This window comes from Pseudoalteromonas aliena SW19, from assembly GCF_014905615.1.
GTDB lineage: Bacteria > Pseudomonadota > Gammaproteobacteria > Enterobacterales > Alteromonadaceae > Pseudoalteromonas > Pseudoalteromonas aliena.
On sequence record NZ_AQGU01000024.1, the window covers coordinates 58,521 to 77,092 of the forward strand.

An 18,572-nucleotide genomic window follows, 5' to 3' on the forward strand; every position below is an offset into this window, starting at 1 on the left:
TCGCCTTGATATTAAGCGCCTGTGAAACGCTGAATTTTGCATCTTGAGGTGGTTTGGGTATAGATAATATAAGAGATCATTTTAATTTGTTAAAAGCGCTTTATTGTAGTTTGTGAGTAATATACTATGTGGCTTCAATTGGTTAGATATTTTACAGTAACCCTTAGTGGCAGGAACAGCATAAAGCATGCGCTCAAACCGTTTTTTAATAGTGATATTATTAGTGCTTGTACACAGCTTTATTAGCTGTGATGGCGCTGCGTATCATTTGCAAGAAGACGTTGATCATGTAACCAGTTCATTATCGCAAGACGGCTCTACAGCCGATGATAACCAAAGCGATAAAACATCAACTACCGAAATTCATGCCCACCAACATTGCCATTGTGGCTACAACAGCACCTCTAGCCATTCAATAAGCCCAGAGCAAAGTAAAGCAACTTCGCCTGCGTGCTATAACGGGTTAAATTACCCGCCAGACGTACCGCCACCTAATTTTTATAGCTAGTTTTTAATTTTAAATACTTTGTATATACGGCCTGCGCTTATGCGTTGTTTAGGTTCTGTTATATGCATATTTAGGTTACTTGATACACGTTTGGTTTGATTTTTTAATACCAATACCGTGCTCAAGTTAACTCTATTTGTTTAAAAAACGGACACGCTATATGAATAAAAAACCAATTATGCTGGTGGCGCTAATGTGCGCGCTACCTGCTTTTAGTACTTTGGCGAATGTTAAAACATTAACCCTTAAGCAGGCGCTGAGTAATACCGAACAACAAAATCCGGTATTAAAACGCTACCCTTATCATCAAAAAATATTGAGTGCGCTTAAATCTCAAGCTGCACTTTCGCCTAATCCTGTATTAAATGTTGAAGCCGAAAATTTACTGGGCACTAACGATGCGAGTGGTATTCAAGGCGCTGAAATAACGCTCGGGCTTAGCCAACTAATAGAGCTAGGCGATAAACGCCAAAGCCGTATTAATTACGCAACCGCCAATATTAAAGCCCAAGCAATACAGTATCAAAATACCCGTTTAGCCTTATTAGCAACCACTGCTGAGCGATACTACCAAGGGCTTAAATTTCAAACATTATTAAGTTTAAATAACGAGCGTAAACAGGTAGTAACCCAAGCACTTAAAGCGATTGAGCAAAGAGCTAATGCGGGGGCAGCGTCGCAAGCTGATGTAACGCGTATGCGCTATGCACTTAGCCAAGTAGAGCTTGATAAAGCGGTGCTTAACAGTGAATTTGAGCGAGCAAGTTTATCGCTTAACGAGCTATGGAGTGAGGAGCAATCCTACGATACTTTTGCTGGTAATATTAATGCAATTACTGCGCTTAAATCAGCACAAGCACTTTTAGATGCGGTTAACCAAGCTCCTGAATTTGCATTATTACAGCAGCAATATTTACAGCAAACAGCTAACTTAACACTGCAAAAAGCAAACGGACAAACCGATATTAATATAGGGGGAGGCGTGCGCTATAACCAGCAAAGCGACTCCAGCTCATTCGTGTTTTCGTTTTCTATGCCACTGCAATTAAGCAATTCAAATAGCGGCAATATTACAGCTGCTAATAACCAGCTTACACTTTTGAGTGAGCAGCAAGGGCAATTGCGTATTCAGTTACGCCAGCAGGTACGTACTTTGTACGCTTATTATCAAGGTCTAGCTAATCAGGCAAAGCTGTTATCTGATCAAATTATTCCTCAGGCACAAACATTGATTGAGCAAAGCTTAAAAAGTTATCAACGCGGGCAAATTTCGGTGTTGCAACTACTTGATGCTCAACAAGTACTTTTTGATTCTAAACGCACACTTATTACCACTCACGCAGAGCTGTACCAAGTGCTACTTACTCTTGAGCGTTTAACAGGCCAATCTTTAATTGAGACTCATCAATCATGAATAAAAATATAATCGCATTACTAGTATCACTTTCGTTTGCCAGCAGCTTTGTAAGCACAGATGTATTTGCCTCTGCTGAGCATGGCGAGTCAGGTCATAAAGAAACAGAGCAACACGAGCAAAAGCAAGGCCCGCACGGCGGCTTTTTATTAACTGACCCAAAGCTAACTCTTGAACTTAAACTGCAAGAATTTGCAGGTAATGTTGAGCTGCGCATATACGGCTATAAGCAAAATAAACCAATTAATATGAACGACTTAAACATAACAATGAGTTTAAAACGCTTAGTTGAAGCGCCGCAAAACATACAGTTTACAGCTGAAGGCGACTACCTTGTAAGCACGCAATCAATTAACGAACCACATTCGTTTGCACTTGCCGTTACTGCTAATTATAAAGGCGAGAGTGTTAGCTATGAATACGACCAACACCAACACGAAGGCCGTACCACGCTAACAGAGCGAGCTATTGAGCGCGCAGGTATTAAAACTGAGGTGGCGCAAAGTGGTGACGTTGATATTACCGATACGCTTTTTGGTGTTATTGCGCCAACGCAGCACGGCACGGTAGAAGTAATGGCGCCGTATATCGGATTGATCAGTGATATTTTTGTAAGCATTGGTCAAAGCGTTAAAAAAGGCGACGTACTTGCCAACGTAACTAACCGCGAAACACTGCAAAATTACGCCATTAAAAGCCCAATTAGCGGCGTTGTAACCGAGCAATATTTAAAGCGTGGTGAGCTTGCAAGTACCAGCGCGCTTATGCAGGTAGTTAACCTCGATATAGTATGGGTTGAGCTGTCAGCGTTTCCTGAAAATATTGAAAAACTAGCCATTGGGCAAAGCGCTAAGGTGTACGACCTACATCATCATTTAAATACGCAAGGCAAAGTGTTTTTTATAGCCCCAATGATGACTGGCGGGCACATAGCGCGTGCCCGTATAGAGCTTAATAACCCTGACGGGCATTGGCGCCCGGGCATGCATGTAAATAGCGATGTAAGTGTGGCTAAAATTAATGCCAGTGTGCGGGTAAAGCCACAAGCTATTCAAGAGTTTAACGGTCAACCAAGTGTGTTTGTCCGTAAAAACAATGTGTTTGAAGTGCGCCCCATTACCCTTGGTGCAAAAAATAGCGAGTGGGTTGAAGTACTGACTGGTTTAAACGCGGGTAGCGAATACGTAACAGACAATAGTTATGTCATTAAAGCTGATATTTTAAAAAGCGGCGCAAGCCACGCTCACTAGGAGGCACCATGATTAATTGGATAGTTTCTTTTGCGGTTAAACGCCGCATGTTGGTGCTTGCGCTTACGTTTTTATTTGCTGGATTTGGTGTATACAACATTCAAAATTTAGCGGTAGACGCAGTACCCGATATAACCAACGTACAAGTGCAAATTAATACCAAAGCGCAGGGTTTTACGCCATTAGAGGTAGAGCAACGCATTACTTATTTGGTAGAAACCGCCATGGCGGGCATACCTAAGCTTGATTACACCCGCTCGCTTTCGCGTTATGGGCTTTCTCAAGTAACAGTTATTTTTGATGAAGGCACCGATATTTATTGGGCGCGTCAGCAAATTGGTGAGCGTATTCAAAGTATTCGCTCCGACTTACCTAATAACGTAGAACCAAACCTGGGTCCTATTGCCAGTGGTTTAGGCGAAATATTTACTTATAGTGTGCATGCACAGCCCAATGCGTTAAAAGGTGATGGCACTGCTTACAACGCCGAAGACTTACGGACTTTGCAAGATTGGGTTATTCGTCCGCAGCTTTTAAAAGTAAAAGGCGTAACCGAAATAAACAGTCAAGGTGGTTTTGAGCGTCAATATCAAGTAGCGCCAGTGCCCGAAAAACTCATTGCCTATAAGCTTACTATTAGTGATGTAATTAGTGCACTTGAGGTTAATAATAGTAACCGAGGCGCAGGTTATATTGAGCGCTTTGACGGGCAATATTTAGTACGCTCGCCTGGGCAGTTAAAAACCATTGATGACATAGCTAATACCGTTATAGCTAAGCGCGACGATGCACCTGTACGCATTAAAGATGTGGCTAACGTGCTTTTAGGAAAAGAGCTTAGAACAGGTGCGGCGACTTACAACGGCGAAGAAACCGTGCTCGGCACCGCCATGATGCTAATTGGCGAAAATAGCCGCGTAGTAGCAAAAGCGATGGCTGATAAGTTAATTGATGTACAAAAAAGCTTACCCGCTGGCGTTATTGTAGAAGCGGTTTACGACCGTACTAATCTTGTCGATAAAACCATAGCAACCGTGCAAACCAACTTATTTGAAGGCGCTGTTTTAGTGATAGTGATTTTGCTATTACTGCTGGGCAATGTAACGGGGGCGCTTATTACGGCAATGGTTATTCCGTTAAGTATGTTGTTTGCTATTACTGGTATGGTGGGCAATCGCGTATCGGGTAACCTAATGAGCCTAGGTGCAATCGACTTTGGCTTAATTGTTGATGGCGCTGTAATTGTAGTAGAAAACTGCCTGCGCCAACTCGGCGTAGCTCAGCACAAACATGGCAGGCTACTTACTTTAAACGAGCGTTTAAATGTAGTGACTGCAGCTACCAAAGAAGTATTTACACCGGCTGTATTTGGCATTGTTATTATTATGCTGGTTTACTTACCTTTATTTGCACTAAGCGGCGTTGAAGGCAAAATGTTTCAGCCAATGGCGTTTACTGTAGTTGCGGCGTTAGTTGGCGCGCTTATATTTGGCGTTACCTTTGTGCCCGCTGCTATTGCTGTATTTGTTCGCGGTAAGGTTGATGAAACCGAAAACGCAGTCATGCGCGGCGTTAAAAAAGTGTATAAACCATTACTTGGTATATCGCTTAAATTACCGTGGCTTATGGTGGGTATTGCCACTGCATTAGTATTGGTGCTTGGTTTTAAAGTTAAAAATATGGGGGCAGAATTTTTACCGCAACTTGATGAGGGCGATATTGCTATGCATGCGCTGCGCATTACTGGCACCGGTATTGAGCAATCTGTGCAAATGCAAAAAGAGCTTGAGCAAGCCATACTAGATCAACCTGAGATTGCTAACGTATTTTCAAAAATTGGTACTGCCGATGTAGCAAGCGATCCTATGCCGCCCAATGTTGCCGATACTTTTTTAATACTGAAACCGCAAGAAGAGTGGCCTAATCCAGCACTTACTAAAGCAGAATTGGTTCAGCAAATTCGTACCCGTGTTAACGATGTCCCTGGTAATAATTACGAATTTACACAACCAATAGAAATGCGCTTTAACGAGTTAATTGCTGGTGTGCGCGCCGATGTTGCACTGCGTATTTATGGTGACGACTTAAGCGTACTTAAAGAGTTTGGCGAAAAAGCCACAGGGCTAATGCGTAATATTGCAGGCGCTACCGATGTACGTTTGGAGCAAATGGAAGGATTGCCAACACTTTCGGTAACACCAATGCGCGACCATATGGCGTTATTGGGTTTAAGCGTAAACGATATTCAACAAACACTTGCCGCCGCTGTTGGTGGTGTGCAAACCGGACTAATTTTTGAGGGCGATAAACGCTTTTCGTTATTAGTGCGCCTTGATAAACGTTGGTCTAGTGATGTATCTGCTCTTGCTCGTTTGCCAGTTGCTTTACCTAAAGATAGTAACCCAGAACTTGCATTTGTACCGCTTGGCGAAGTAGCGACAATCAGCATCGAAAAAGGGCCAAACCAAATAAACCGCGAAAGCGGCAAGCGCAATGTGGTAGTAACAGCTAATGTGACAGGGCGCGATTTAGCCAGCTTTGTAAGTGATGCGCAAGCAAGCATGAACGCATCACTTAACTTACCAAGCGGCTATTGGCTTGAGTACGGCGGCACGTTTGAGCAGTTACAATCGGCAAGTAAGCGATTATCGTTGGTTGTGCCTGTTACTTTACTGCTTATATTTGGTTTACTGTATAGCGCCTTTGGATCGCTTCGCGACTCATTGATTATATTTAGTGGTGTGCCACTGGCATTAACGGGGGGTGTGCTTGCGTTATTGCTGCGCGATATGCCGCTTTCAATATCAGCGGGTGTGGGGTTTATTGCCCTAAGTGGTGTCGCGGTATTAAACGGTGTGGTTATGCTGTCGTTTATTAAGCAGTTACGAAGCGACGGCTTAAGTTTGTTTGAAGCAATTTACAGCGGTGCATTACAACGCCTGCGCCCAGTACTGATGACGGCGCTGGTGGCAAGTTTAGGCTTTATACCTATGGCACTTAACACGGGAACGGGTTCTGAAGTGCAAAGGCCACTTGCAACGGTAGTGGTTGGCGGAATTATTTCATCAACGTTACTAACGCTGTTAATTTTGCCCGCGCTTTATAAGTTAGTACATGCGAAGTTTAATAAGCAACAAACAGCTTAGCTAGTTGCTGCTTAATATATATCGTAAAAAGCAGCTGAAGTTTCAGCTGCTTTTTTTTGAGTATTATTTAGTAAAAATACTACATTAATTGTATTGAAACAGGTTATCCCAGCGCTCATCCAAAATAGTTTTTGCGTGCTCCAAATTTATTGCGCTATACACATCACTAGTGCACGTTACTAAGCGCATACGTACCAGCTTTTCAAGTGCGTCGCTAATTTCAAAATCGAGGTCGCATTGATATTTTGCTTTAAACCAATGCTCTATTTGTTCATCAAGCGTTTGGGCGGTTAAGCCGCTTTCTGATTTTAGTAAAAAGGTATACGCCAGCAGGGCTTCTTTTATATCTTCTTCTTCGGCGGCGTCAATAAGCGTGTGAAAAACACCCGCGTTATTATCGAGGTTTTTAAAGTAGAGATTATCGCTCAGCGCTTTCATAAATTTTATTTTACGGTTTTTAAACTTACTCCATTCTTTAAAAATAAAGCTGCCAAAAACCCCCATACCAATAGCAAAGGTAATAAAATGTTGTTGGGTCATTGCTACAGCTTCATTTCTAAACCCACCCCAAAAAGCAAGTAAGGCAAACAGCAATACTATTGATGCACCAAGTTTAGTTATAAGTACCACTGCACCGCCAACTAAAGCTGATGAGCCAATAATGATTTTATCGATAGGGCGCATTCGTACTTCGCTATTAGGAAATAGCATTTCGAGATCAGCCTTTGGTACATTTTGAAATAGCTTTACTATGGTTGAACTGGGCTCAAACCCCATTGGCATTTTATTTTTAGCTGCAAAATACGCGCTGTCTTTAAAACGAATAAACACCGCAACACGGTCGTAATTAGTAAAGTGCAGCGGCTTTTTACGCATTCCCCAAAAGCTGGAAATGGTTTCAGTGAGTTGCGACTCGCCACGGCGATAAAAAACCACTTCTTCAAAGTCATCAAATTCAACTTCAAGGCGCACCTTAAATAGTGACTCTTCATTTAATGCCTCTTGTAAGTCTTCATTGGTGATCACTTCAAAATTAGCGGCATTAAGCACCTTAGCAAAATCTTTAGCAAACTCACGTTGGCACTGCGCTTTTTGATCAGCCGATACTGGCGCTAACGATCGCGTGTCACTGTTGGGATCAAACGGTGCGTAGTTGTTTTTAAGTGATTCAAGTACTGAGTGGTAATCGTAATGAATAAGGCTTGCTAGTAAATCGCAAAATTGTTTAAACGATGTTTGTTGTGTGTTGTTATTGAGCTCTTGGCTACACATATCAACAATATCTTGCTTTCTAAAGGGAATAAAACGCGCACTTTGCATAAATTAATAACTACTGTGATAGGGAATCTAACTGCATGGGCACATAATAAAATATTCTTATGAATATTACTAATTTGTTAATGCATTAGGGCGTGTTGAACATTGGTGGTTGAATTTGCAGCAGTGTGTTTGGTTTTTAGGCAAGGCAGAGCTTATGCAGTGTGGTTATTCCCCATAAATAGGTGATAACGCAGCATAAATACCAAACATGCACTGCCCTTTGGGTTCTTTCTAGGGACGATTAACCCTTTGTTGCTCGGTTTTTACTTAGCCCACTAGGTTACAAACCTCGCGCCGCGATTTAATCGCCCCTAGATTGAACAAATTTCAATCCACAAAGATCAATACGCCCTAAGGTCTGATAAATTTAGTGCATTGTTTTCAGCGTGTATTAACCTAAGTATGTAATTATTAGTTTGTTAAACAATCTAGTTTTATTTACAAGTGAAAAGGGAATGACTATGGCTATTCAAAAAAAACTCAAACAAAAAACACGCCAATTTATAGACTCAAAGCATATGCTTAGCGGTATTACGTTAGCGTCGTTTTTAGAGTCGACCATAGTGCCTATTCCACTTGAAGCTGTGTTAGTGCCAATGATGCAAGCGCGTCGTGAGAAATTATGGCTCATTGCACTAATGGCTACGTTAGGATGCATTGTTGGTGCGTTATTTGGTTATGCTTTAGGTTATTACTTATTTGATGCGGTTGGAGATTGGGTTATTAATACGTTTTCGAGTCCCGAGCAATTTGAAAACGTTAAACAGCAGATGCAAGACCAAGGGTTTTGGTTTGTAATAACACTGGGTATTGTGCCTATTCCGTTTCAAATAGCGATGCTTGCAGCAGGGGCTACTAAGTATTCTATCTGGTTATTTTTATTAGCGAGCGCAATAGCACGTTCAATTCGTTATTTTGGCTTGGCGATAGTGGTATATTACGCGGGTAATCAAGCTGAGCGTATTATTAGCAAACATAATACTAAAGCAATGATAGGCTTAACTATTTTAATACTTGGGTTATGGGGAATTAATACCGTACTGTAAATGAGCAGTACATGCTCCACTACTTATGGTTTTATTTACAATGGCGTTATTATACTATGATTTTTCTGCAGTATTTTGAGCCAAACGCAAGTAATGATAAAAACAATTAAACAGATACTTAACCCTTTTAATTTTGTTAAAATGGGTTGGCTAAATAAAATATTTACACTAATTTTACTCGTGTACACCATTGCCTTTTCAACTTATAGCCTTATTTATTTCCCGCCTTTACAAGTACAAAGTAACTTATATGGATTTACTACCGACTTTATTAACTTAATGGTAATAGTATTTCTTTTTTTGATGGTGCAGTGTTCTGGGCTTTCTAAATTAGCCTATTTATTTTCAAGTGCTGGATTACTTTTTTGGGCTATGGGGAATATAGCCGATGTGATTGATGAATTAGTCGTTCAGCCTTATTGGGTGAGTGTTTATTTTGAGGACTTATTTCGTACGTCAGGAATGCTATTAACATCCTATGGTTTGTTTAAAACCATGCGTTTTATGCAAAGTATTCACAACAAATTATTTTTAGAACTAACCATTGATGATTTAACAAAAGTCTCTAATCGGCGCTATTTTTATCAGCACGCTAAAAATATTAGCGTATCGCCTTATACAATTTTAATTATTGATATAGACCATTTTAAATCAATAAATGATGATTTTGGGCACGATATGGGCGATAAAATACTTAAGGAACTAGCCGGTAAGTTTAATAGTTTATTTTTAGATCAAAATGTTTTTTCGCGTTTAGGTGGTGAGGAGTTTGGGGGGTACTTACCCACTAGTAATATGGCTGAAGTAGCTAATTTTACCCAGCAGTTAATTAGCCTTGCCCAAACTATTCATATTAAAAATAATCGTTTTTTGACTGTGAGTATTGGCGTGGCTTTACAAAAAAATGATGAGCTACTTGACCAAGTTATGAAGCGAGCCGATTTAGCGTTATATACAGCAAAAAAGAATGGTCGAAACCGTGTAGAAATACATAGTTAAAATAAGGTTATACACATGTAGGGAAACATAGGTACACTAACAAAGTAAAAATAACAACAGAGTGTGCCATGGATGATTTAGTTGGTTTAGCCGTAATACTTATATTAATCGTTGTAGTCGGGGCTATTTGTGGCCTAATTGCGTTAGTGCAGCTTAATACCTTGAAGCAAAGTGTCGCGATTTTAAAGGCAAAAGTGGCTGAGCTACAATCAAGTAATGCAGCGCAAAAACAAACGCCATCATCCAATGCAGACACTCCACAACACCAGATACCAATAGTAACCGCTAAAACATACGAACCTGAATCCGTAAACTCTAGTCCAGTAATTCAACCTCAAGTTATAACTAAATCCAGCGTTAACGCGGTTAAGATAAAGCGCGAAAAAACATCTTCTATCGAATTATTATTTAATAAATTCCGCACAGGCTTTGAACAAAACTGGATGACGTGGATTGGTGCTATAGCGCTTGCGTTTGGTGGACTATTTTTAGCTAAATATAGTTTAGAGGCTGGATTATTATCGCCAGTAATGAGGCTGAGTTTGGGTGGTTTATTTGGCCTTGGCTTAATTGCAGCTGCAGCATATTTACATCATAAACGCATTGTATTTGAAGGCTTTAATAATTACATACCCGCAGCACTTGCCAGTGGTGGGTTTATTACCTGTTTTTCGTTAATTCTTTTAGCCTATAGTAACTACGCTATGCTTAGCCCCACCGTGGCATTTTTTGCACTGGCAGTTATTGCGATTAGTGCAAGTGCGATGGCACTCAGGCTAGGCCCATTATTGGCGGTATTAGGTATTATTGGCGCTTACAGCGTACCAATATGGGTTAGTACTGGCAGTGGTAACTTGTTTGCATTATTTATGTATGTTGGCTTTGTAAGTTTGTCAGCCGCGTTAGTTGCACATAAAGTACAGCGAGCTTGGTTGTGGTATTTATTATGGGCAGGGCACATTGGTTGGTATTTAGTTGGTTTTACATTACTTAAAATTAATACCGTTTGGTTAATGGGGGCGTTTGCTTTACTTAGTATTGTAGGGTTAATTGCTATACCGCGCTTAGGTCGAAAACTGAATATTATTGAACATCGCCCGCACAGTTTAAAACGCTTAATTAAAGTGCTTCCAGATCACCTCTTATTACTCGCTTTTATAGCGCCCTTAATATTTACCATGTTGATCAGTCACTTTGATATGCAGTGGCAAACAATCGGCGTGTTGAGCATTGTATTAGTATTGTTTTTAGTCCTTAAAAATAGCCGCTGGGATATTTGGCAGGGCGTAGCGTTAGTTATTTCAACGCTATTAGTGATAGGCGCTGAACGTACGCATCTTTCGCCAAACCTATTTGATGATGCACTCTTTATATTCAAAAATGAGTATGGTTTGGGTTTATTACTCGGATTGTTACTTACGGCATACGGGCTTTATTACGGTAAAAAACAGAGTAAGCGTTTGGCATTTCATGTAACGGCTGCGTTTAGTGTATTTGTAATGATAGCTACTTTATATACGCTTATTCCTAATTCTGCGTTAAGTACTGCATATCCACTTTGGGCCGTTGTACTGTTTGTAGTGGCGGCTATTTTAATAAAGCTCGCGCAGCATAATACAACGCTATTTCAGCGTTTTACTTATTGGGTAGGCGCTAATGCCAATATTACGTTAGCAATTACCATGCTACTAAGTGACAGCGGTTTAACTATTGCACTTGCTGTACAAGTATTACTTATAAGCGTACTTATTAAACGCTATAGCGTGCCTATGCCGCATTGGCCTATAAAAGCCTTGGTTGCTGCGTTATTACTGCGCCTTACGCTTTCACCTTGGACGCCAAGCTACGATGCGCTAACAGTATTTGGTTTGCATTGGAGTATTGTGGTTTATCCGTTATGTATTGCGTTATTTTTTGCCGCTGCTAGGTGCTTTAAAGTATCTCAATTAAAAGTATGGTTAGAAGGTGCGGCGCTTCATTGTTTAGCGCTTTTTATTACCACCGAAACAAGTTATCAGTTAGTAGGGCATTATCCGCAATTTGATTCACTTAACTTTTACGAACAAATACTCCTTACCTGTAACTGGCTGGCATTAGGGGGCGTGTACTTACACAGGGCAAAACTTGCTGGTACTTTAGCTAAGTTATACCAAGTGGCGGGTTTTACGCTTGCAGGGTTAGCAGGGCTTTTTGCTATTAAAACACTGCTTGACGACAACCCATTATTTGAATCACTTTACATAGGTGAGCTGCCAATACTTAACTGGTTATTACTATTGTGGTTAGTACCTGCAGGATTAACGCTTTGGCTAGCCAAGCTTGTAAAACCAATAAATGCTAAAGCTACGCCATTTATATTGGCCGTTGCGGGTGGATTTATATTATTGGCAATAAACAGCTTTATTCGCCAATACTGGCAAGGTCCTTACATTTACTTATCAAAAGGCGCAAGTAATGCAGAGCTTTATAGCTACTCTGTTATTTGGTTAGTATTGGGTGCGGGTACTGTTATTTTTGGTCATTTAAAAAACCAGTTATTAATACAAAAAGTAGGCTTAGGCATACTAGCTGCCGTTATTGTTAAAGTGTTTTTAATTGATATGGCTAACTTGGAGGGCTTACTTAAAGCGCTTTCGTTTATTGGTTTAGGGCTTTCGTTGGTGGGGTTAAGTTGGTTGTTCCAAAAGCTTAGAAGCCGAGTAAATCCAGTTTAATTTTATGAACACTTTATAAAGCAAAGCCCAGTGAAGATACTGGGCTTTTTGTTTTACTCGATTACTTGATAGTTTTTAACTAGAACACTTGTTACTCGCTTATTATGTGCTGTGGTTAAGCAAGGCTTTTAGTTTGCCTGGTTTAATTGGCTTACTCAAATAATGAATATTGGCCGCTTTAGTTTCTTGTTTCAGCTCGGTGTCGCGCACGGCGGTAATTAAAATAGCGGGTATTTGGCTTTGCCAAATTTCACGCAGAGTTTTTATGAGAGTTATGCCGTCGCAATCACTACCTAATTGATAATCCATTAAAATAACATCGGGTGCCCCATTTTGTTTCGCGTAAGCTAATGCATTATCCACGTTATCAAATAGTGTGTAATTGGCCTGCCATTTTTGGAGTAAGCTTGCCATGGCTGCTAGGTTTTCAGGGTCGTCATCCACGGCAACTATATTAATTGCTGCACGATTTTCTATTAAGCTACTTGTGGTATTTTTTTGTTGTACAAACTGAATATCGCCGTAAGGCACTTCAATACTAAAACGACTGCCTTTATTGGGTTTTGAATGAAGATGTAGTGGTAAGCTAAGTAAATCAGCCATTCTTTTAACTACGCCTAATCCTAAGCCAACTCCTTTGTTATCGCGTGATTCAACGCGGTAAAAGTCATTAAAGATTTTGGCTTGCTCAACTTCACTAATACCTGGGCCGGTATCCCACACTTCTATCAGTAAATTATGTTTACGGTTTCTACAGGCAATTAATACGCGGCCTTTATCGGTGTATTTAACGGCATTAGACACCAAATTTTGAATAATTCGGCGCAAATAAGTTATATCGCTGTGCACTACTTGCTGATTTGAACGCACACTCAGTTTTAGCCCTTTATCGCTCGACATAATAGCGTACTCACTTTGCAGTGGCGTTAAAATATCTTCAATATAAAAGTGGCGTGGAGTGGGTGTCATCGCTCCTTGTTCTAGTTTGGCTATTTCAAGCAAGGCTGACATTAAATGCACGGTTGAGTCGAGACTATCACCTAGTTTGTCAAAGTTATTTCGGTTGGAGCTATCGAGTTGTTTTTCGTTTATGGCTGCAAGGTATAAGCGTGCTGCATTTAATGGTTGCAAAATATCGTGACTAGCAAGAGCTAAAAAGCGTGTTTTACTGTCGTTAGCTTGCTCTGCTTCTCGCTTGGCTAAAGTAAGTGCTTGCTCTGTTTGCACGCGGCTATCTATTTGTGCTTGCAAGTCTTTATTAATTGTTTGCACTTCTTGAGTACGCGCTTCAATGCGGTTTTCAAGATCCATGTTTACTTCTTCAAGCGCATTTTGTGTACTTATGTGGGTTGTAATATCCGAAAAGCTGGTAACAAAACCGCCATCGGGCAGTGGATTACCAATCATCTCAAATACTTGGCCATTTCGGCGGTGACGAATAAAGTGATGGGAGCTGCCGTATCTCAAATGCTGTACACGTTTTTCTACTTGGCGTTCTATTTCACCAGGGCCACATTCACCGCGCTCTGCGTTATATCTAATAATATTTTCTATGGGTTGGCCTACTTCCAAAAAACCTTCTGGGTAGCCAAACATTTCGCTGTAACGCTTATTCCAAGCTACAAGATTTAAGTCTTTATCAACAACCGAAATACCATGACTTAAATTTTCAAGTGAAGTAAATAACAGGTTTTGGTTAAATTGCAGAGCTTGTGTGGTTTCGTCAAAAAAGTTTACAACCTCTTCAAATGCCATGCGTTTACCGGAGGAAACCGTGTGTATTAACGCTTGCGCCGACGATGCGCCCAGCACGCCCGTCAATGCGCGTTCGCAGTAGGCAATAAACTCAGGCTCTGGGTGAGCGTTGTTATCACTTAGGTGATGAGCAAGTGCGTAATGCGCTAATATTTGCTGGCTACGTTGGATCCCTAAAAAGGTTTGCAGTAATATTTTAAAGTCGTAAACCGTGGCTTTTACGTCTTTATTGAGTCGTCTTGATAAAATTGCCTGATCTTTTGGGTTAACAAAGGCAGCCGCCTGAATCTTATCAATTAAGCGCTCCTCTGCGCCTAATGAAAAGCTAATGTAACAGCCTATGTTAGCAAAAAGCGCGATGAGCGTACCTCGTGTAATAAGTGTTTGCTGAAGCTCACTGGTAAGTGTGTTACCGGCATCTAAAATTGGCAGCATTAAAAATAGTATCCAGCAAATAAAGCCTGCAACTAAACCTGCATAAACGCCATAGGCATGACCTTTTCGCCAATATAAACCGCCTACAATTGAAGGTAGTAATTGTGTAACAAGTGAAAATGCCACTAACCCCATACTCGCTAATGCACTGCTGTGGCCAAACCATTGTTGGTAAAAGTAGGCCAAGATTAAAATGCCAGCAATAGCGAAGCGTCTTACGAGTAAAATTTGCGATTTGTAGCTGGTGGTAATTAAATTACGTTTAAATTTTCGACGTAGTATTAGCGGCAGTACTACATCGTTTGAGATCATGGTGCTTAGCGTTAGTGTTGCGACCACTATCATTGCAGTGGCGGCCGACAATCCGCCTATAAATACAAAAGTGGTTAAAAAGGCATTGTCGTTAATTAATGGTAGGGCAAGTACAAAGCTGTCGGGGGAATAACCACTGCCAATTTCGGGATGGATAGCGGCAGTGGCAATAGGTAAAATCATTGCTGCCGTTAATAGCAAATACAGCGGAAAAGCCCAGCGAGCAGTCAGTAAATGGCGTTTGTTTTGATTGTCGACAACGGTTACATGAAATTGGCGAGGCAAACATATAATAGCTGCCGCAGCCATGAGTGACTGGCCTATAAAGTTAAAACTAAAAAAGTTAAAATCGGCCCAATGATCCCAAATAGAATTTGTTACTTTATTTGTAGTTGCTTCAGGCAAATTAAATAAAGTAAATACTGCAAGCCCTGCAACAGCCATGAGTGCAATAAGCTTTATCATCGATTCAAACGCAACAGCAAGCATTAATCCCGAACGATATTCTGTTACATCAACCTTGCGGGTGCCAAAAAATATTGCAAATAAGGCCATGATTAATGTAGCCGATAGAGCAAGCATATCGCCCGATATTTTAGTGCTACTTTGCAGCAATAAAAAACTACTGCTGAGCGCTTTTAATTGCAGTGCAATATAGGGAATTGTAGCCAGTAGTGCGATAACAGTAACCATAATGGCAGTGGTTTGACGCTTGCCATAACGGGCTGAAATAAAGTCAGCAATAGTGGTTATATTTTGCTTTTTACTTACTAATACCAGTTTGCGTAAAAAACCTTGTCCGAAAAAAAATAATAATGCGGGACCAAGTAAAATGGGTAAATAACTCCAACTGCTTGTAGCCGCTGTGCCTACCGACCCATAGTAAGTCCATGAGGTACAATAAATCCCTAATGAAAAAGAATAGACAAAGGGGTGGTGACTGATGCGTTTTGCTAAAGGCGTTGTTTTATCGCCCCAGTTAGCCAGCCAAAACAGCACCCCTATATATCCTAAAGCAACAATAATGAGTACGGCAGTCATGTTGTTATTAAACCTTATTATTTAACCTGAACTCTGGATAATAAATCTATCTCAAGCAGCTATTTTTAGCGCTAACTACGTTGAATTTACTTACAATAGGTCCGCTATTGATGCGTAAATTCGCCTTGTTTTCATTGAAAACCTCTGGCTAGAAAAAAATAAATTTAAATATCATTATGATTCAATATATTAGTAAATATCTTAACCAGAGTTCAGGTTATTTAAATTTATACCTAAACTCGTAAGCACCTACACAATACCAGAACTGAGATTAAGTGTGAGTGTTCAATTTTGTCTTGCCTAATTCTCTTTTTTTATCACATTGAAAAATAACAATAAAAAATCATCGTGATAAAGCATAAGACTAATGTCGCATTCACTTATAACTCATTAACTCAGTAATAAATTCGATTTATAAAAATGCTGTAATCGATTGTAATTAAATAATAATTTAACTTTTATCGGTGTTTTTTTTGCTGCAGTTTACGTAAACGTTAATAAGCTGTTACGACTATGGTCTCAATTCAATATGTAACCAGCGTTGCTAAATTAATAGGTGAAGATAAAAAACCACTCATCGCGATATTGCGGTGCTTAAAGGGGAAAATAAAAATGGCTTTTAAAGATGAAGAACAAGCAAAAGCTTATTGGGCAGAAAACATTTCGCTGTTATTTAAACTATTAGCAGTGTGGTTTATTGTGTCTTTTGGCTTTGGCATATTATTGGTTGATGTACTTAATGAAGTGCATTTTTTTGGGTTTAAACTTGGCTTCTGGTTCGCCCAGCAAGGCGCGATTTATACCTTTGTTGCTTTGATTTTTGTGTACGTTTTCAAAATGAATACGTTAGATAAAAAATACGGCGTAGACGAATAGGAGCTAAGCAATGGATGTTCAAACACTCACGTTTATAATTGTTGGTTTAAGTTTTGCGCTTTATATCGGCATAGCAATTTGGGCCCGTGCGGGTTCAACTAAAGAATTTTATGTCGCGGGCGGCGGCGTACCTCCTCTTGCTAACGGTATGGCAACAGCAGCAGATTGGATGAGCGCCGCGTCGTTTATTTCAATGGCGGGTATTATTTCGTTTGCAGGTTATGATGGCAGCGTTTACTTAATGGGGTGGACCGGTGGTTATGTATTATTAGCTATGTGCTTAGCGCCTTACTTACGTAAATTTGGCAAGTTTACAGTGCCTGACTTTATTGGCGACCGTTACTATTCACGTACCGCACGTTTAGTGGCAATTGTATGTGCCATATTCATTTGTTTTACCTATATTGCAGGGCAAATGCGTGGCGTAGGCGTGGTGTTTTCACGCTTTTTAGAAGTAGAAATTGAAACCGGTGTTTACATTGGTATGGTGATTGTATTTTTCTACGCCGTACTTGGCGGTATGAAAGGCATTACCTACACGCAAGTAGCGCAGTACTGTGTACTTGTATTTGCCTACCTTGTACCAGCCATTTTTATCTCGATGATGATGACGGGTCACTTCTTCCCACAAACAGGTTTTGGTGCCACGTTAATTGGCAGCGACGGCGTATACGTACTTGATAAACTAGACGGCTTAAGCGCTGAGCTTGGTTTTGCACAGTACACCGAAGGCTCTAAGAGCATGATTGACGTGTTTGCCATCACAGGTGCGTTAATGGTAGGTACTGCTGGTTTACCTCATGTAATTGTTCGCTTTTTCACTGTACCTCGCGTAAAAGACACGCGTATTTCTGCCGCATGGACCCTTGTGTTCATCGCGATTGTTTATACTACAGCACCTGCGGTTGCAGCCTTTGCGCGAGTAAACATGGTTGACACTATTAATGGTAAAGACGGTAGTGGCACAGCTTACGCAGAAGCACCTGCATGGATTAAAAACTGGGAACGTACGGGCTTAATCACGTTTGATGATAAAAATGGTGATGGCAAAATGTTCTACACGGCGGGTAAAATCACCGATCCGAACAGTGCTAACGAAGTAAACGTAGACCGCGACATTATGGTATTAGCTAATCCAGAGATTGCTAACTTACCAGCGTGGGTAATCGCACTTGTCGCCGCAGGTGGTATTGCCGCTGCACTGTCTACAACAGCAGGTTTACTACTGGTTATTTCGACCTCCGTTTCGCACGATTTACTCAAGCGAACCCTCAAGCCCGATATTACCGATAAGCAAGAGTTACTTGCAGCGAGGTTGGCAGCCATGGTTGCTATTGTTATCTCCGCGTACTTTGGTATTAACCCGCCTGGATTTGTGGCATCGGTAGTGGCATTCGCCTTTGGTTTGGCGGCAGCGAGTTTCTTTCCTGCAATTATTATGGGTATATTCTCTAAAACAATGAACCGAGAAGGCGCAATTGCAGGCATGGTAACAGGTATAGGCTTTACAGCTGCTTATATTATTTTCTTCAAGTTTGTTAGCCCTGAGCTAAACAGTCCTGAAAACTGGTTCTTAGGTATTTCGCCTGAAGGTATTGGCTTAATTGGTATGATTATTAACTTTGTAGTTGCTGCACTTGTTCTTAAATTTACTCAACCAACACCTGTTGAAATTCAAGAAATGGTAGAAAGTATTCGCAATCCTAAAGGATCTGCAGAAGCACACGATCACTAAGCTCACTTAAAAAATCATAAA

General features: G+C 40.6%; 11 protein-coding genes. 9 read left to right on the forward strand and 2 right to left on the reverse strand.

The window, feature by feature from the left end; translation table 11 throughout:
* The first annotated feature begins 187 nt into the window (after positions 1-187).
* The 4 genes from PALI_RS05285 (at position 188) to PALI_RS05300 (ending at position 6,318) form a co-directional block, all read left to right on the forward strand.
* Positions 188-508, forward strand: coding sequence for a hypothetical protein (locus PALI_RS05285; RefSeq protein ID WP_193155133.1), 321 nt, complete (start codon positions 188-190; stop codon positions 506-508).
* A 160-nt stretch (positions 509-668) separates the two neighbouring features.
* Positions 669-1,922 carry a TolC family protein gene (locus tag PALI_RS05290; protein WP_193155134.1) on the forward strand — a complete coding sequence of 418 codons (1,254 nt, stop codon included), beginning with the start codon at positions 669-671 and terminating at the stop codon, positions 1,920-1,922.
* Entirely contained in the window at positions 1,919-3,172 is a 1,254-nt protein-coding gene (locus tag PALI_RS05295; protein ID WP_193155135.1) for an efflux RND transporter periplasmic adaptor subunit, read from the forward strand. Before PALI_RS05290 ends, PALI_RS05295 begins: the two co-directional genes overlap by 4 nt.
* 8 nt (positions 3,173-3,180) lie before the next feature.
* Entirely contained in the window at positions 3,181-6,318 is a 3,138-nt protein-coding gene (locus PALI_RS05300) for an efflux RND transporter permease subunit (protein WP_193155136.1), read from the forward strand.
* Positions 6,319-6,402: 84 nt separating this feature from the next.
* Here the strand turns inward: PALI_RS05300 and PALI_RS05305 are convergent, their stop codons facing one another.
* Positions 6,403-7,638, reverse strand: a complete 1,236-nt coding sequence (locus tag PALI_RS05305; protein ID WP_193155137.1) for a TMEM143 family protein — start codon at positions 7,636-7,638, stop codon at positions 6,403-6,405.
* Between the two features lie 461 nt (positions 7,639-8,099).
* Between PALI_RS05305 and PALI_RS05310 the strand changes: the two genes are divergently transcribed.
* The 3 genes from PALI_RS05310 to PALI_RS05320 all read left to right on the forward strand — a co-directional run bounded on the left by PALI_RS05310 (position 8,100) and on the right by PALI_RS05320 (position 12,397).
* The gene (locus tag PALI_RS05310; RefSeq protein ID WP_193155138.1) at positions 8,100-8,684 is read left to right on the forward strand and encodes a YqaA family protein; all 585 of its coding nucleotides are present in this window, start codon (positions 8,100-8,102) and stop codon (positions 8,682-8,684) included.
* 93 nt (positions 8,685-8,777) lie between these two features.
* The gene (locus tag PALI_RS05315; RefSeq protein ID WP_193155139.1) at positions 8,778-9,683 is read left to right on the forward strand and encodes a GGDEF domain-containing protein; all 906 of its coding nucleotides are present in this window, start codon (positions 8,778-8,780) and stop codon (positions 9,681-9,683) included.
* 68 nt (positions 9,684-9,751) lie between these two features.
* A complete protein-coding gene (locus PALI_RS05320; RefSeq protein ID WP_193155141.1) occupies positions 9,752-12,397 on the forward strand; it encodes a DUF2339 domain-containing protein in 2,646 nt (881 codons plus the stop codon).
* 102 nt (positions 12,398-12,499) lie between these two features.
* Here PALI_RS05320 and PALI_RS05325 read toward each other — a convergent pair whose 3' ends face one another.
* Positions 12,500-15,940 (reverse strand): PAS domain-containing hybrid sensor histidine kinase/response regulator, encoded by a 3,441-nt coding sequence (locus tag PALI_RS05325; RefSeq protein WP_193155142.1) that lies wholly within the window; start codon positions 15,938-15,940, stop codon positions 12,500-12,502.
* Positions 15,941-16,552: 612 nt separating this feature from the next.
* Between PALI_RS05325 and PALI_RS05330 the strand changes: the two genes are divergently transcribed.
* Positions 16,553-16,816 (forward strand): DUF4212 domain-containing protein, encoded by a 264-nt coding sequence (locus tag PALI_RS05330; RefSeq protein ID WP_077538816.1) that lies wholly within the window; start codon positions 16,553-16,555, stop codon positions 16,814-16,816.
* Positions 16,817-16,826: 10 nt separating this feature from the next.
* The gene (locus PALI_RS05335; RefSeq protein WP_193155143.1) at positions 16,827-18,551 is read left to right on the forward strand and encodes a sodium:solute symporter family protein; all 1,725 of its coding nucleotides are present in this window, start codon (positions 16,827-16,829) and stop codon (positions 18,549-18,551) included.
* The last annotated feature ends 21 nt before the right edge of the window (positions 18,552-18,572 follow it).

Coding starts and splice junctions, on each gene's coding strand:
- PALI_RS05285 (WP_193155133.1), top strand. CDS start 188: ATGCGCTCAAACCGTTTTTTAATAGTGATATTATTAGTGCTTGTACAC.
- PALI_RS05290 (WP_193155134.1), top strand. CDS start 669: ATGAATAAAAAACCAATTATGCTGGTGGCGCTAATGTGCGCGCTACCT.
- PALI_RS05295 (WP_193155135.1), top strand. CDS start 1,919: ATGAATAAAAATATAATCGCATTACTAGTATCACTTTCGTTTGCCAGC.
- PALI_RS05300 (WP_193155136.1), top strand. CDS start 3,181: ATGATTAATTGGATAGTTTCTTTTGCGGTTAAACGCCGCATGTTGGTG.
- PALI_RS05305 (WP_193155137.1), bottom strand. CDS start 7,638: ATGCAAAGTGCGCGTTTTATTCCCTTTAGAAAGCAAGATATTGTTGAT.
- PALI_RS05310 (WP_193155138.1), top strand. CDS start 8,100: ATGGCTATTCAAAAAAAACTCAAACAAAAAACACGCCAATTTATAGAC.
- PALI_RS05315 (WP_193155139.1), top strand. CDS start 8,778: ATGATAAAAACAATTAAACAGATACTTAACCCTTTTAATTTTGTTAAA.
- PALI_RS05320 (WP_193155141.1), top strand. CDS start 9,752: ATGGATGATTTAGTTGGTTTAGCCGTAATACTTATATTAATCGTTGTA.
- PALI_RS05325 (WP_193155142.1), bottom strand. CDS start 15,940: ATGACTGCCGTACTCATTATTGTTGCTTTAGGATATATAGGGGTGCTG.
- PALI_RS05330 (WP_077538816.1), top strand. CDS start 16,553: ATGGCTTTTAAAGATGAAGAACAAGCAAAAGCTTATTGGGCAGAAAAC.
- PALI_RS05335 (WP_193155143.1), top strand. CDS start 16,827: ATGGATGTTCAAACACTCACGTTTATAATTGTTGGTTTAAGTTTTGCG.